15 protein-coding genes are annotated in these 14,927 nt (G+C 61.4%); 5 read left to right on the top strand and 10 right to left on the bottom strand.

The annotated features are described in order from the left end of the window. Nucleotides 1–17: 17 nt before the first annotated feature. The 3 genes from QUE41_RS13890 to QUE41_RS13880 all read left to right on the top strand — a co-directional run bounded on the left by QUE41_RS13890 (nt 18) and on the right by QUE41_RS13880 (nt 1,727). Nucleotides 18–398, top strand: coding sequence for a hypothetical protein (locus tag QUE41_RS13890; protein WP_286339616.1), 381 nt, complete (start codon nt 18–20; stop codon nt 396–398). 52 nt (nt 399–450) lie between these two features. Continuing rightward, nucleotides 451–993 (top strand): GNAT family N-acetyltransferase, encoded by a 543-nt coding sequence (locus tag QUE41_RS13885; protein WP_286339615.1) that lies wholly within the window; start codon nt 451–453, stop codon nt 991–993. 137 nt (nt 994–1,130) lie between these two features. Beyond that, the gene (locus tag QUE41_RS13880; protein ID WP_286339614.1) at nt 1,131–1,727 is read left to right on the top strand and encodes a hypothetical protein; all 597 of its coding nucleotides are present in this window, start codon (nt 1,131–1,133) and stop codon (nt 1,725–1,727) included. Here the strand turns inward: QUE41_RS13880 and QUE41_RS13875 are convergent. The 6 genes from QUE41_RS13875 to QUE41_RS13850 all read right to left on the bottom strand — a co-directional run bounded on the left by QUE41_RS13875 (nt 1,724) and on the right by QUE41_RS13850 (nt 8,694). After that, nucleotides 1,724–2,815 carry an NAD(P)/FAD-dependent oxidoreductase gene (locus QUE41_RS13875; RefSeq protein ID WP_286339613.1) on the bottom strand — a complete coding sequence of 364 codons (1,092 nt, stop codon included), beginning with the start codon at nt 2,813–2,815 and terminating at the stop codon, nt 1,724–1,726. The genes QUE41_RS13880 and QUE41_RS13875 overlap by 4 nt on opposite strands. A 39-nt stretch (nt 2,816–2,854) precedes the next feature. After that, a complete protein-coding gene (locus QUE41_RS13870) occupies nt 2,855–3,973 on the bottom strand; it encodes a DegT/DnrJ/EryC1/StrS family aminotransferase (protein WP_286339612.1) in 1,119 nt (372 codons plus the stop codon). Between the two features lie 32 nt (nt 3,974–4,005). After that, on the bottom strand, nt 4,006–4,935 hold the full coding sequence (locus tag QUE41_RS13865) for an NAD-dependent epimerase/dehydratase family protein (RefSeq protein ID WP_286339611.1): 930 nt from the start codon (nt 4,933–4,935) through the stop codon (nt 4,006–4,008). A 33-nt stretch (nt 4,936–4,968) separates the two neighbouring features. Further along, on the bottom strand, nt 4,969–6,144 hold the full coding sequence (locus QUE41_RS13860; RefSeq protein WP_286339610.1) for a glycosyltransferase family 4 protein: 1,176 nt from the start codon (nt 6,142–6,144) through the stop codon (nt 4,969–4,971). Between the two features lie 290 nt (nt 6,145–6,434). Beyond that, on the bottom strand, nt 6,435–7,841 hold the full coding sequence (gene focA, locus QUE41_RS13855) for a formate transporter FocA (RefSeq protein ID WP_286339609.1): 1,407 nt from the start codon (nt 7,839–7,841) through the stop codon (nt 6,435–6,437). A gap of 607 nt (nt 7,842–8,448) precedes the next feature. Then, a complete protein-coding gene (locus QUE41_RS13850) occupies nt 8,449–8,694 on the bottom strand; it encodes a hypothetical protein (RefSeq protein WP_286339608.1) in 246 nt (81 codons plus the stop codon). Between the two features lie 263 nt (nt 8,695–8,957). Between QUE41_RS13850 and QUE41_RS13845 the strand changes: the two genes are divergently transcribed. Further along, entirely contained in the window at nt 8,958–9,833 is an 876-nt protein-coding gene (locus QUE41_RS13845) for an alpha/beta hydrolase family protein (protein WP_286339607.1), read from the top strand. Nucleotides 9,834–9,858: 25 nt separating this feature from the next. Here QUE41_RS13845 and bioD read toward each other — a convergent pair whose 3' ends face one another. The 4 genes from bioD to bioB are packed head-to-tail and all read right to left on the bottom strand — an operon-like array spanning nt 9,859 to nt 13,464. Beyond that, nucleotides 9,859–10,536, bottom strand: a complete 678-nt coding sequence (gene bioD, locus QUE41_RS13840) for a dethiobiotin synthase (RefSeq protein ID WP_286339606.1) — start codon at nt 10,534–10,536, stop codon at nt 9,859–9,861. Further along, nucleotides 10,529–11,326: a malonyl-ACP O-methyltransferase BioC gene (gene bioC, locus QUE41_RS13835; protein ID WP_286339605.1), complete on the bottom strand. Its 798-nt coding sequence runs from the start codon at nt 11,324–11,326 to the stop codon at nt 10,529–10,531. Before bioC ends, bioD begins: the two co-directional genes overlap by 8 nt. Continuing rightward, nucleotides 11,307–12,485 carry an 8-amino-7-oxononanoate synthase gene (gene bioF, locus QUE41_RS13830; protein ID WP_286339604.1) on the bottom strand — a complete coding sequence of 393 codons (1,179 nt, stop codon included), beginning with the start codon at nt 12,483–12,485 and terminating at the stop codon, nt 11,307–11,309. Before bioF ends, bioC begins: the two co-directional genes overlap by 20 nt. Then, the gene (gene bioB, locus QUE41_RS13825) at nt 12,472–13,464 is read right to left on the bottom strand and encodes a biotin synthase BioB (protein ID WP_502876027.1); all 993 of its coding nucleotides are present in this window, start codon (nt 13,462–13,464) and stop codon (nt 12,472–12,474) included. The genes bioF and bioB overlap by 14 nt, the downstream gene beginning before the upstream one ends. Nucleotides 13,465–13,633: 169 nt before the next feature. On the opposite strand from bioB, the gene bioA reads away from it, so the two are divergent. Then, nucleotides 13,634–14,902: an adenosylmethionine--8-amino-7-oxononanoate transaminase gene (gene bioA / locus QUE41_RS13820; RefSeq protein WP_286339602.1), complete on the top strand. Its 1,269-nt coding sequence runs from the start codon at nt 13,634–13,636 to the stop codon at nt 14,900–14,902. Nucleotides 14,903–14,927: the final 25 nt, after the last annotated feature.

Raw genomic sequence — 14,927 nt, 5'->3', positions numbered from 1 at the left:
AAACAAAGGAGAAGACGATGAACAGATTTTTGGCCGTGTTGTTGGTGGCGCTGTGTGTCTGGAGCAGTGGTTCGCCGGCTCAGGAGGAGCGCCGCCACGGCGAGGTGGACAGATCCGGGTCCCCCTGGCGGGTGTGGGATGATGATCTCGGCAGCTGGACCTCGCTGGAGGCGTTCTGGCTGGCTCAGGCGGCGAAGAACGGCGGGCTGAGCTGGGGCAGGGGAAGCGATTACCCCGAATATGACAAGGTGAAGGAGTACGACACCCTGATCATTGAGCTGCCCAGTGGCCCCTGTATGATGGAGTTCTTCCACAGCCGCTGGCGCCGGGCCAACGACGTGCGGCGCTGGGACCCGGCCTTCAACGACTTTGGTGGTTGCCCCGATGTATTTAAGTAGCGCCGGGCTGCCGTCGCTCTCATTGGGCAAAGCACTCACTAGGAGTTAGACGGTGTTTCACCCCCTCACCACAGCACGCACCAAAATCCGCATGTTATCGGCGGAGGATGGGTTTCTGATTCAGGACTATTACAAGGACAACCGCGATCACCTGCGCGCCTGGGAGCCTCACCGCAGCGAGAGCTTCTTCCACCTCAACCACCAGCTGGAACTGATTCGCGTCGCTCAACTGGAGTGGGAGGACCGCCGCTCCCTGAGGCTGGTGGCTCTGGATCACGACGAACAGGAGATACTGGCGGTGGTCAACCTGACCAACCTGGTGTTCGGTCCCTTTCAGGCCGCCAACCTGGGGTATTCGGTGTCTCATCGTCATCAGGGCAAGGGGCTGATGCGAGAGGTGCTCGAGCCTGTGCTGGCCTTCGCCTTCGGTGAACTGGGACTGCACCGGGTGATGGCCAACTATCAACCGGATAACCGTCGCAGTGAGCAGCTGCTGCAGGGACTGGGGTTTGTTCGCGAGGGCTATGCCAAGGCCTATCTGAAGATAGACGGTCAGTGGCGAGATCACGTTCTGACCGCCCTCATCGCCTCCTGAGATGGGGCAAAGACGAAATTTGTGTAATACATCACCCATAGGAGCTCTTGGCGGCTTGCCCAAAATCTCTCCTGTGTCAAAATCAGGTGGCTGTGACCACGGAAGTGTCACAAGTAATTGAAACAGGGAGCGTTATAATGGACAGTGCAAGCTTTATTGCCCGAAACTTGGGGGTGGCGTTAATCGGCGCCATCCTGGGTGTCAGCGTAATGCAGCTGGCCCAATCCCAGAAAGACCATCCCCTGGCGTTGATCAACGCCGATGTCCAGCAGGTGTCAGACGACGTCATCAGCAGTGCCACCGCATTGCAGGACGAACTGGACCGGCTAAAATCCCTGACCGCCGATCAGCAGCAGCTCTCGCCTGTGGTGGAACACATCGACGTCATCAGCAAGAGTCTGATCTCAGATCTGGGGCAGATCAGCTACTACTCCGACGCCATCGAAAGCAATTTCCTGTGGCTGGCCGAGCGCGAGCGCCTGTCCCACATCAATACGCTTCCCGATTTTGTGCTGCCCCTGAACAAGGGCGCCTCCCTCTGTGGCGACGGCATCACCTTCTCGGTGCTGGGTGAGCTCGAGGATCGCATCGAGACCCGGCTGGCGGGCCGGCGCATCCACTTTAAGGTGGGGGATGAGCGCATCTTCGAGATTGACGGGGAGCGGGCCAAGGTCGCCTACCTGGGCCGCTTCGACCAGTATTATCAGTTCCGCCTGCTCTGCTCTCTGGTCTAGTCCTGCAACTGATCGGCCACCCATTCGGCCAGGGCCAAAGAGGCGGTCAGCCCGGGTGACTCTATGCCTGCCAGGGCGACGACGCCTCTTAGCCCCAGCTCCCGAGGCCCGAGCAGGGCAAAATCGACACCCGGCTCTCCCGGGCCGGACAGCTTGGGTCGCACACCGGCGTAATCCGCCGTCAGGGTGCGCCCTTCCACCTGTGGCCAATAACGGCCAACCGCCCGCTTGAACGTCTCTTCCAGTCCCGGGGTCACCTCATAATTCACAGCGTCGCACCACTGCACATCCGGGCCAAATCGGGCGTTACCGGCCAGATCCAGGGTCAGGTGAATGCCCAGGCCGCCGGGTTCGGGCAGGGGGTAGATGAGATGACTGAATGGCGCGTCGCCACTGAGCTTGTAGTAGTTGCCCTTGGCCAGATATTGGCGGGGCAGGGCCTGATTGAAACCCTTGATGCAGCCAATCAGGGCCGGGGTGGCCAGCCCGGCCGCCAACACCAGCTTCCGGCACAGGATATCGCCCTGGCTGGTGGTAACGGTTAGCCCGGCCTGTCCGGGATGGATGGCATGCACCCGACAATGGAGTGCCAGCAGGGCGCCCTGGTGTTGGGCGTCCCCCTGCAGGGCCAGCATCAGTTGATGGCTGTCCAGGATGCCGGACTCGCGGCTCAGCAGGGCGCCGCGACAGCTGAGCTGGGGTTCCAGGAGCCGGGCCTCGGCTTCACTGAGCAGGCTGATTCCGCCGACGCCGTTGGCCTCGGCCTGATTGGCCAGTTGCTGCAGCTGTGACAGCTGGGCATCGCTGGTGGCCACCACCAGCTTGCCGCAGCGGCGGTAGGGCACGCCAGCCTGTTCCAGAAAGGGGTAGAGCAGGGCGCGGCCCCGTACGCAGAGGCGGGTCTTGTGCCACTGACTGGGGTAGTAGAGGCCGGCATGAATTACCTCGCTATTGCGGCTGCTGATGCCGGTGCCGATGGCGGGCTCCTGCTCCAGCAGCAACACCTCGGTGCCCCGAGAGGCCAGGGCCCGGGCGCAGGCTAATCCTATCACCCCGGCGCCCACCACCAGGGTGTCTATCCTATCCATGGTCACTCTCCCTCTGCGTTAGAGGAACAGCATAGCGGGTCACAATCCGCTGACAAGAGGCCCCTGGTTGAGCATATCCACGTTCTGGACCACCCGCTCTATCTCCTCGTCACTCATGCTGGGAAACAGCGGCAGGTTGAGGATGCGTTTGCTGACCCGCTCAGATACCGGACAGGGCAGGTGGCGGCTGGGCGCTTCCCCGTCCAGATACACAGGTTGCCGGTAGAGGGGCATGGGGTAACAGATGCGGGTATCGATTCCCTGCTCCTTGAGGCCGGCGGCCACCTGATCCCGTTCATCCAGTTGGATGGCATAGAGGAAGGGGGCGGCCAGGGTGTCGGGCTCAGGATTGCTGAGGATCTCGATGCCCAGCTGCTGGAAATGGTGATCGTAGGACTGACAGACCCGCCTGCGTCCGGCCAGGTACCTGTCCAGCTGTGTCAGCTGATTCAGGCCGATGGCCGCAGAGATGTCGGTCATGCGGGCGTTGTAACCCAGCTTGCTGTGGATGTACTTGTCTGACTCCCCCTGATTGCGGTACAGCCTCAAGGTGTGGGCCAGCTCGTCGTCGTCGGTAAAGATCATCCCGCCTTCGACGCAGGTCATCACCTTGGCCATATGGAAACTCATGGTGGCGATGCTGGCCTGACTGCCCAGGGGCTCGCCACGATAAAGCCCACCCAGGGAGTGGGCGGCGTCGTGAAGCAGAAACAGCTCGTGTTGCCGGGCCAACTCGTTGAGGGCCTGGAAGTTGGCGGGCAGCCCACCGTAGTCGATGTAGACAATCCCCCGGGTCCTGGGGGAGAGCGCCGCGCCAAGGGCATGAGGATCCAGGTTCAGATTGTCCGGGCAGACGTCCACAAACACCGGGGTGGCCCCAACCCGGGAAACCGCTGCGGCGGTGGCGAAGTAGGTGATGGCAGGGACGATCACTTCATCTCCAGGCGTCACCCCCAGGGTGCGCAGGGCGATGTCCAGGGCGACAGAGCCGCTGCTGACGGCGATGGCGTGGCGGCGGGCCAGGCGCTTGGCCATCGCCTTCTCAAACTGGCCCGCCCTCGGGCCCATGGTCAGCCAGTCATCATCGAAGGCCCCTATGATCGCCTTTAGGTCCTCGTCGCCCACTTCCGGGCGGGACCAGGGGATGGGTGGGTTCATCGGCACTCTCCTGAAGGTTGGTTGATCATCGTTTAAAAGTTCCGGTAGATGGAGAAGGGTTTCATCAGAGGGCAGACCTTGAGCAACTCGGCAATGCCCTGATCCAGAGTGACGCTGGCGCCAAACCCCAGGGTCTTGATTCGCTGGTAGCTGACCGCGTAGTCGCGCTTGTCCAGGTCCTCGCCAAACTCGGCGCAGTGCAGGTAGTAGTCGTATTGGGCCTGGATGCGTTGAGCCACCTCCAGCTTGGTGTAGTTCAGCGCCTCATCGCCCACATTGAAGGGTTGCCCGCCCATCTGGTCATAGTGGTCCATGGCAAACAGGATGCTGGCGGCGGCGTCCACCGCGTGGATGAAGGTGCGCCGGGCGTGACCTTCATACATGACGAAGGTGCGGTTGTGCACCACCTGGTGGACGATGTCATTGACCAGAAGATCCAGGCGCATCCGGGGAGAGACCCCGAAGACGGTGGCAAACCTCAGGGGAACCCCGCCCACCTTCAGCGCGTGCTGCTCCGCTTCCGCCTTGGTTTCGCCGTACAAGGTCAAGGGATTGATGGGGGTCTCTTCGGTGCACACCCCGGCCACGGCACCGTAGGTGGAACCGGTGGAGGCCTGAATCAGTTTCTGCGACGGGCGCATGCGGCCGGCGATGGCTTCAATGATCCCCACATTGGTCTCCTTCGCCGTGGTGGGGTGGTGCTGACAGGCGGGGTAGCCGACGATGGCCGCCAGGTTGACGATGACGTCCGCTTCATCCACCAGAGGCATCAGCTGCGCCGGATCCCTGGCATCGGCATGAAACACCCGCAGGTTGGGGTGGCCCATGATGGAGAGCAGAGGGCCAATGCCCCACAGCAGCTTGTCGATGATGGTGACGTTGTCTCCCCGCTCCAGCAGCTTGGGGACCAGTATGGCTCCAATGTAACCGGCTCCGCCGGTGACCAGCACCTGTTGTGGCATGGCGACTTCCTCTTGATGTGCCCCTGGGGCGAGTTATCTGGGTCGCTCCATCGCTTGTGTATCCAGAGGCGGCTCCTTGCCGCCCAGCATCTCTTTGTAGATCTGAATCATGGTGTGGCTGCACTGTTCGAAGGAGAAGGCCCCACAGGCACGCACCGCCTGGCGCCGGTGGGCGGCGTACTCCTGCAGAACCTGATTGACCTGCTCATGGGTCTTCAGGGCCCAAAGCTCGGGGTCATCAAAACTCAGGCACTGCCCCACCCCGGTGGCGTCCACCACCCGCTGGAAGCTGGGGATGGGGGAGGCCAGGGGGAACAGGCCGGCTGCCATGCCCTCCAGCAGGGTCTGGCCAAAGCCTTCGTACTCGGAAGCACTGACCACAAAGGAGTTGTGGCCGGTCAGGCTGGTGAGCTGATCATCGGACAGCCCCAGGTGCAGCTTGACCCGCTGCTGCAGCCCCAGGCTGTCTATCTGGCGCCTGAGTCTCACCAGGTTGTTGTCCCAGTCGCGTCCGGCGATGTCCAGATGGTAAGCCTCGTCCAGCTTGGCCAGGCAGGCAAAGGCGGTCAGCAGCTTGTCCAGGCGTTTGTTGTCGGAGAAACGTCCGATGAAGATCAGCCCCCGGGTGGGGACGCGGCTGCCTCCGCCGCGAAATTTGTCGATGTCGGCGCCGTTCTCCACCAGTTTCAGTTTTGGCGGCTGGCAGATCTGGGAGAAGGTGTCATGGTCTCCCTGACTGATGGCCAGAATGTGGCGGTACGCCTTGCAGCTGAGTTGGGTGATGGAGCGAAAATAGGCGCGTTTCAGTCGTGCGGCAAACTGGGTGTGGAAGAAGCCACCATGGGTGCTGGCCACCAAGGGCTTGCGGTGCACAGAGCGGCTCAGTGCCAGGAAATCAAAAAAGAAGTCGATGCCATGAACATGCACCAGATCTGCAGGCGCGATGGCGCGCAGTACGCCTGGGGCTACGGGGTATTTGTAGCTGCCCACGTAGTTGAGGCGGCGGATGGGGATCCCTTCGACGGTGTCTGTGGCCGGCAGAATCTGGGCCCGGGGTTGGTGAAACAGGCGGTTGAGGGTCACCACGGACGCATCGATGCCCGCTTCCCGCTGCGCCTCCACCAGGGCCTGGACGAACTTTTCCAGTCCGCCGACGCCGGGATGAAACTGCCGTACTACGTGGATCACTTTCAACGAACTGTCGGGCATCGGTTCTGGTTTCCTGTAGGGGACGACCATCCTGGTTTTGAGAGGCATCCTTGCCCGGCCGTGGATAGGCGTAGGTCAGGCTAAAAAGATAGTTCAGATTTTCGGCCTGAGGGGGAGGAAATTGGTGGCCAGCCCTAAGTTAGGGGTGGTGTCAGCTGAGGGCTGCCAAACCGAGAAGGGGCTTGGGGTCAAGGTGAGGGCGGTGAATATTTGGGGCCTTTGCTTCCGTTGGCGCTATCGGTAATGACCCAAGGGCCAGGAGCAAGGGCTCCCGGCCCATGGCTGAAGGCTTAGGCGACTTCGGCGGTTTCCTGGGGCGCTTGCTGCCAGGGCTCATCGGTGAGTGCCGCCAGTACGCCTCGGCGCTCGATTACACCCGCCAGACGCCCGTCCCGGGTGACCACAACCAGTTGGCTGCCCTGGGGAATGGCATTCATGGCCCGCTGCTCCAGGTTGTCCAGGTTGAAGCTGGTGAGATAGCCCGCGTCGCTGACCGGATACAGCGTCTTTTCATCCACCGCCAGGCTGCAAGCCAGTCGGGTCAGGGGCTCGCCAACATCGCAGCTGAAGCGGATGGGTTGCATCACCTTGCTCACCGGCATCAGTTCGGTGTCCTCAAACTCGGTCAGGTAGTAGGCGCGCAGCAGGTCCTGGTCGTCCACAAAGCCCAGTGGCTTGTCGTTCTCGACGACCAGGGCCGCGCCGCAGCCTCGGCGCAGCAGCTGTTGGGCCGCCTGGGTGACCGGGGTGTCGGGGCTGATGGTCAGGGGCAGGGTGTGACACAGGGTGCCGGCGGTCAGTTTGGTGTTGGTCATGATCTTCTCTCCTTGAGCAGGGACGGAATCGGATTGAGTCTGGGTGCGGCCGTGAATCCACCAGTGGGCCAGGCCCACCATGGCGGCGCCGCCGATGATGTTGCCCAGGGTGACGGGCAGCAGGTTGTTCTTGAGAAAGTTCGCCAGGGTCAAATGGGCAAAGTGGCTGGGGTCCAGGCCCAGGCGCAGCCAGTCGACCGCCTCCTGGCTGTGGCGGATGGCGATGCCCAGGGGCACCAGGAACAGGTTGGCAATGCTGTGTTCAAAGCCGGTGCTGACGAACATGGCCACAGGCAGCATCAACAGCAGGGCCTTGCCCAGGGGATCCTTGGTGCTGAAGCTCATCCAGACCCCAAGACACACCAGCAGGTTACACAGGATCCCCAGGGCAACCGCCTGCATAAAGCTGTGCTCCAGCTTGTGCTGGGCCAGGTTCATCACCGACAGACCCCACTGGCCGCCGTAGAGATCGCCCTGGTTGGCCAGCATCAGCAGTCCTACCAGGGTCAGGGCGCCGGTCAGATTGCCAAGAAACACCAGCGACCAGTGGCGAAGCATCTGGCCGGTGGATACCCGACCATTGGCCCAGGGGACCACGGTCAGCACGGTGCTGGTGAACAGCTCGGCACCGCACAGCACCACCAGGATCAAACCCAGACTGAACACCAGGCCACCGGCCAGGCGGGTCAGGCCCCAGGATTGGTCCACGGCACCGGTGACCACGGTGATGTAGAAGGTGAAGGCGATGCCGATGTACAGGCCGGCCATGATTGCCAGGGCAAAGGTTTTCCCCCGGCCATTGGCCAGCTTGCCCTGACCAAAGCGCTCGGCGGCGCTGATCAGCGGATCGGATTTCGGAAGAGGGGAAACTGGGGTCAACATGGTTTACCTCTCCGAAGGCTAAGTGGGTGTGGCGTCACAAAAAACATGATGGCGCTCCTTGGCTCACATCTGGTTGGTGTTGCAGTGGTTCACCTTCACGTTACGGCGGCGGCCACTAAAAGAAAAATTGATCTTATTTTCGATGTTTATAAGAAAAACTGATTTGCGGGGTGACCTAAGATCTTGAAACTTGGTGGCGACTCGAGCTGGAATTGCGTGATTGCTGTCACCCTCTGTGGGGGGTGAGGGTGAGCTGGGTCACCAAAAGGCTGTGTTTGGGATGTTTCTCGAATGAGGTTTTGCTTTTCACGCAAGCGGATGAGACAGGCTGGGTCACCCGAACCGATCTGCAGGGATCATAATCATAGGATCCATTGATATAAATCCGGATTATCAGTGATCTGAGTGATGATTGGTTGGCGCCGCGTCGAGTGATCGCTCTGTGACCCTTGTACGCCATATGATCCTTAGCCTGACTCTGTGGCTGGGTACTCCAAAAGGTGGCAAGTGGTTTCGCATCAGTAAAATTGATATTACCCAGAAGAAAGATTTGCGTATCTGTTTTTCATGATGTGATAAGGGCGGGATAAATACCCGCCCCAGGGGGCTAAAGCTTACCGATCTCATCCTCCCATACGGTGGCTGCGGCGTCGGTAAAGTCAAAATGATCGCGGATGTAGTTGAGTGTCCTCATCTCTGTAGGGGTAACTGAGTGGCCATCTCGGGCGCTGTTGATCAGTGCCATCGCCTCATCTTTAGAGATGCGGTGCTCGCCCACTCCCTGGGTATGGGACTGGGCCATATCCAGCAGGGTTTTTTCATACTGCACGCCGTTGATACTGACATATGCCATGGTGAACTCCTCGTCAAAAACACTTAGGCGGGGACACTCCCCGAAGACCGCAGCCTGAGCCGCAACAGCAAAGGTTAGCAGGGGTCAGCAGGGCTGGTGTCTGATGCCTTGCAGGAGTCGAAGATTGAGATTTAGATGGGCTGTTCTTCAGAGATTAGCCATATAAATTTTTTAATCCCAAGAGTATATTGGCCCGCGCTGGAGCCAGTGGCGGACCCCACGGCATCCGGAGACTTAAAAGAAAACATTCTAAGGAGCAGCGCATGCAGATGGAGTTGCGGCCACTGACAACAGGGGGCGGCTATGAGGTAGCCACCTGCTGGTACTGCCCCGACGGCGATGCCGTTGCAACCCTGATCCTTGCCCCTGCCATGGGGGTTGCTCAGGAGTACTACAAGCCCCTGGTGCATTGGCTGGTCGAACAGGGGCTCAGAGTCATCACCTTCGATTACCACGGCCTGGGCGCATCCAGACAGGGTCCATTGCAGCAGTGTCACGTCAACATTCTCGATTGGGGCCGCTATGACTGCGCAGCGGTGATCAACGCCGCTTATCGCCACGATCAGTCTCATCCTCTTATCTGGCTTGGACACAACCTGGGCGGTCAGCTGCCGGGGATGACGCCCAACTCTCATCTTCTGGACAGAATCATCACAGTCGCCGCAGGCAGTGGCTATTGGCGGGAAGCCCCTCCCAGGCTGAAGCGCCGGGTGTGGATGCTTTGGTACCTGGCGGCGCCCCTGGCCACCAATGTGGTGGGGTACTTCCCCGGAAAGAGGCTCAACATGGTGGGGGACCTGCCTGCCGGCGTGATGCGTCAGTGGCGCCGGTGGTGTCTGCACCCCAACTATGCGGTGGGTGTGGAGGGGGAACCCATTCGGGCGGGTTTTGCCGCGGTGCGTTGTCCCATCACGGCCATCAGTTTTGAGGATGACGAGCTGATATCACCCAAGAATGTGGAGAGGCTGCACCTGGATTATCGGCGTGCCCCAGTGACTCTGGTGCACCTGACCCGCAAGGAGTGCGGCGGCCGCGTCGGCCACTGGGGCTTCTTCCACCCCAGGCAGAAGTTCCGTCTGTGGCGGGATGTATTGCAGAGTGAGCTGCATCCTCAGTCCCGTCGCCTGGCGGCGGGTTAGCCCTATGGCGCCGGGGCAGTCGGCGCTACAGAGTCAAAGGTGACAGGTCCAGATAGTGGCCGATATCGCCACTTGTGTCCTCAAGATAGGGGATGCGGCCCAGCAGCGGCGCGCCAAGGTGCCGACTCAGATAGTCCAGGTTCTCTTGCTGGCAGGCGGCGCTGGGATCCACGTGATTGGCGATCCAGCCCACCAGTTTTAACCCGTCCGCTTCGATGACCCGCTTGCTCAGCAGGGCATGATTCAGACAGCCCAGGCGAATTCCCACCACCAGGATCACCGGCAGTTGCTGCGCCATCACCCACTGATTGAGGTTCTCGGTGTCGGACAGGGGCACCAGCCAGCCGCCGGCCCCTTCCACCACTATTGCGTCTGCCTGCGCCTGCAGCTGGGCTAAACCCTGGGTCAATACCTCTGAATCTATCTCTACCCGGTCCATGGGCGCGGCCAGGTGGGGCGACAGAGGCTGGGTGAGGGCATAAGGGTTGACGTCCCGGTACTCGAGACGGAGCGAGGATGCCTGTTGCAGAGTCAGGGCGTCGTCGTTTCTGAGCCCCTCAGCCGTGCTGTGGCAGCCGGCAGCCACCGGCTTGTAGCCTGCGGTACGCTTGTCCAGCGCATTGAGCGCCTGCAGCAGGGCTTTGGCCGCCAGGGTTTTGCCGATGTCGGTATCTGTGCCGGCAACGAAGAAGGTATCAGTCAAGGGTAAACACTCCGTAGCAGACACGGTAACTCAGGGGCAGTTGTTTGGGGCTGGATGCCAGGGTTTGGTAGGCCCGCTCCAGTGCCGCCAGGGTGTGGCGGTTTAAGGTCCTGTGACCATCACCCTGATGCAGATGGGTGGCGCCGACGCCCTTGAGGGCGCGCATCACCGCCAGGGAAGAATCGTAATGCAGGGTCACCGTCTCAAAGCTCAGCTGCGCCGGATTGAGTCCGGCAGAGGCGACGGCGATGCGTAGTGATTCTTCGCTCAGGAAACGGTTGACCCTGGGTTGACTGTCTACCTGATGCCAGGCCTGGGCCAGCTCACCGAGAGAGCCCTCCGCCAGGGTGCTGATCAGGATGCGGCCACCGGGGCGGACCGAGCGTTTGAGCTGGATCAGGGCATGAGTCAGATCCTGACTCCACTGCAGGGCCAGGCTGGAAAACACCATATCCACACAGTCGCCGCCCAGGGGCAAGGCATCGGCGTCGCCCTGCAGGCACAGGGCCTCGGGACAACGCAGGCGGGTGAACTTAAGCATCGGGGAGGCCAGATCCAGGGCGATCAGTTGGTGTCCCTGATGGGTCAGTTTTTCGGTGAAATGGCCGCTGCCACAACCGAGATCCAGCACCCGGCCCAGTGGCACCGGTCCTGCCAGGGTGAGCAGGCGCTCGCCCACAAGCCGCTGCAGTTCGGCATGGCTGTCGTAGCTGGTGGCGGCTCGGCCAAAGGTGCGACCGATGGCGACCTTATCGTGCCGAGTCTGGGCCTTATTCTGTTTCGGCTGCATGCCACACCTCATTCAGGGCCTCTGCCAGTGCCAATATCTGCTGTTCACTGTGCCCGGCGCTCAGGGTCAGGCGCAATCTGGCTTGGCCGGCGGGTACCGTGGGTGGGCGGATGGCGCTGATCCAAAAACCTTTCTCTTTCAGCTGAGCGGACAGCTCCAGAGCGCGCTGGCTCTCGCCCACCATCAGCGGTTTGATGGGGGTGGCGGTACTCACCAGGGGCACTCTGGCGTCCAGGTTGGCGGCCAGCAGCTCTGACAGGGTGTGCAAGCGCTCACGTCGCCAAGGCTGGCTTTGAATCTGGCGCACCGCTTCGGCCAGGGCACAGGCCTGAGCCGGGGGCAGGGCGGTGGAGTAAACCAGGTGGCGGGCAAACTGGGTCAGGTACTGGGCCACGTCGCTGCGGCACAGCACCGCGGCACCGGCACAGCCGAACGCCTTGCCGAAGGTGACCACCAGGATATCCGGCTGAATCTGGGCGGCGGCGCAGCTGCCGCGTCCCTCTGGCCCCAACACGCCGCAGCCATGGGCATCGTCCACCATCAGCCAGGCGCCCTGGTCATCGCACAGCTGGCGCATCTCGGCCAGGGGGGCCTGATCCCCGTCCATGCTGAACACCCCTTCGGTGATCACCAGTTTGGGGCGGTCGCCGGGGGCGGCTTTGAGGCGGCGAGCCAGATCGCCACTGTCGTTATGGGCGAAGCGCTTCATGGTGGCCGGGCAGAGATGGCCCGCCTCCTGAAGGGAAGCGTGATTGAGTCTGTCCTGCAGTAGGGTATCGCCCTTTTGCATCAGGGCGTGGATCACCGCCTGGTTGGCGGCAAAGCCACTGGAGAACAGCAGGGCGGCCTCAAACCCCAGCCAGTCACACAGCTGCTGTTCCAGTTGGTGATGGGCCTGGTGATGGCCGGTGACCAGGGGAGAGGCGCCGCTGCCGGCACCAAAGCGCTGCAGACCGTCCTGCCAGGCCTGGCGAATGCGGTCGCACTCGGCCAGACCCAGGTAGTCGTTGCCGCAGAAGTGGTGGTAGAGCTGACCCTCCACCTGAATTGTCGCCCCCTCCAGACGCTGAATCGGCTGGCGGTGGCGAAGCAGGCCCTGAGAGTGCCGTTCGGCCAGGGCCTGGTTGATGCGCGCCTTGAGCGGATCAGCGGCTGGCATCGTAGAACAGATCCTCATCGCTGGGGCGGGAGGCGATGTTGTGGCTGACCCTGGCCATCAGGGCGTCTGCTTCGGCCACATCCGGGCGCTGGGACTTCTGCTCCGAGTTAATGCCCAGTTTGTTGAACAGCAGCAGATCCTTGTCTTCGGACGGGTTGGGGGTGGTCAGCAGCTTGCAGCCGTAGAACACCGAATTGGCACCGGCCATAAAGCACAGGGCCTGCATCTGCTCGTTCATGTTTTCCCGGCCGGCGGAGAGGCGCACTGCGGACTGGGGCATCATGATGCGGGCGATGGCGATCAGGCGAACGAAGTCGAAGGCTTCCACGTCTTCGGCTTCCTCCATGGGGGTGCCCTTCACCTTCACCAGCATGTTGATGGGCACACTCTCCGGGTGGGTAGGCAGGTTGGCCAGTTCCACCAACAGGCCAAAACGGTCGTCGGCGCTTTCGCCCATGCCGATGATGCCGCCGGAACACACTTTCATGCCGGCGTCACGGACGTGGCTCAGGGTGTCCAGTCGGTCCTGGTAGGTGCGGGTGGTGATGATGTTGCCGTAGTACTCCCTGGAGGTGTCCAGGTTGTGGTTGTAGTAATCCAGACCGGCGTCGGCCAGCTCTTTGGCCTGATGGGCGTCCAGCATTCCCAGGGTCATACAGGTTTCCATGCCCATGTCTTTGACACCACGGATCATCTCCACCAAATAGGGCATGTCGCGCTCTTTGGGGTTCTTCCAGGCGGCGCCCATGCAGAAGCGCTGCGAGCCGGCGGCCTTGGCTTTGCGGGCAGACTCCAGCACCTGCTCCACCTCCATCAGCCGCTCCTTGTCGATGTCGGTGCGGTAGTGGGCACTCTGGGGACAGTATTTGCAGTCCTCAGGGCAGGCGCCGGTCTTGATGGAGAGCAGGGTGCTGACCTGCACCTTGTTGGGATCGTGATATTGGCGGTGCACCTGTTGTGCCTGGAACATCAGTTCCATAAAAGGCAGGTTAAACAGGGTGTCGACCTCTTCCCGGGTCCAGTTATGTCGCAGCTCCACGGCGGCTCCCCAATCTGTGTGTGGTTATAGGTAAATGCTTGGCTAGTCTAATCCAAGCCGATAGACTGTCAACCAACAACAGGTTTAACCATTGACTATTGATTAAAAAATGACCATCGACATTCAGTTTGACCAAGACCATGTCTGGCACCCTTACACCTCCACCCTGGACCCCTTGCCCTGTTACCCGGTGACCCGCGCCGACGGAGTGGAGCTGACTCTGGAGGATGGGCGACGGCTGATCGATGGCATGTCCTCCTGGTGGTCGGCCATCCACGGCTACAACCACCCTAAGCTGAACCAGGCCGCCGCCGCCCAGCTGGAGCAGATGTCCCACGTGATGTTCGGTGGCATCACCCACAAGCCGGCGGTGGAGCTGTGTCGCAAGTTGGTGGCGATGACGCCTGCGCCTCTGGAGAAGGTGTTCCTGGCCGATTCGGGTTCGGTGTCGGTGGAAGTGGCACTGAAGATGGCCCTGCAGTACTGGGCCGCCAAGGGGGAGCGCCGGGCCAAGTTCCTGACTCTGCGCCACGGATACCATGGCGACACCTTTGCCGCCATGTCGGTGACCGATCCGGACAACTCCATGCACAGCCTGTATAAGGGGTTTCTGCCGGAGCACATCTTTGCCGACTTTCCCGAGGGCGGCTTCTTCGACCCCTGGAACCCGGATGACTTCAGCGACTTCCACAGCAAGTTCATGGCCAATCAGCAACAGCTGGCGGCGGTCATTCTTGAGCCCATAGTCCAGGGGGCCGGCGGCATGCGCTTCTATCACCCCGAATTCCTGCGCCAGGTGCGTAAGCTGTGCGACCAGCATGGGGTGCTGTTGATTTGCGATGAGATTGCCACCGGCTTTGGCCGCACCGGCAAGCTGTTTGCCTGCGAGCATGCGGGGATCAGCCCGGACATCCTCTGTCTGGGCAAGGCGCTGACCGGAGGCTACATGACCCTGGCGGCCACCCTGACCACCAAGCATGTGGCCGACACCGTCTGCTCCGGTGCGGCGGGGTGCTTCATGCATGGCCCCACCTTCATGGGCAACCCTTTGGCCTGTGCGGTAGCCAACGCCAGCCTGGCGCTGATTGGCGAAGGACACTGGCAGAAACAGGTAGCGCAGATTGAAACGCAGCTGGCGGAGCTACTGCCGCCGCTGGCGCAGCTGGAGAAGGTGAAATCGGTGCGCTGGCTCGGTGCCATCGGGGTGGTGGAGACCCACGAGCCGGTGAATGTGGCTGAAATTCAGAGCGTGTTTGTGGAGCAGGGCGTCTGGATTCGACCCTTCGGCCGCCTGGTGTACATCATGCCCCCCTACATCATGGCGCCGCAGCAGCTTCGTCAGGTGGTCAGGGCGATGGAGGTGGGGCTCAGCGACTGACGAGTCTCTTCGGCTTTGTGTGCTT

It is taken from the genome of Ferrimonas sp. YFM, assembly GCF_030296015.1.
In the GTDB taxonomy this organism is placed as follows: Bacteria; Pseudomonadota; Gammaproteobacteria; order Enterobacterales; family Shewanellaceae; genus Ferrimonas.
The sequence above is the reverse complement of the archived record's forward strand: the minus strand, read 5'-3'. Positions and strand labels throughout refer to the sequence as shown.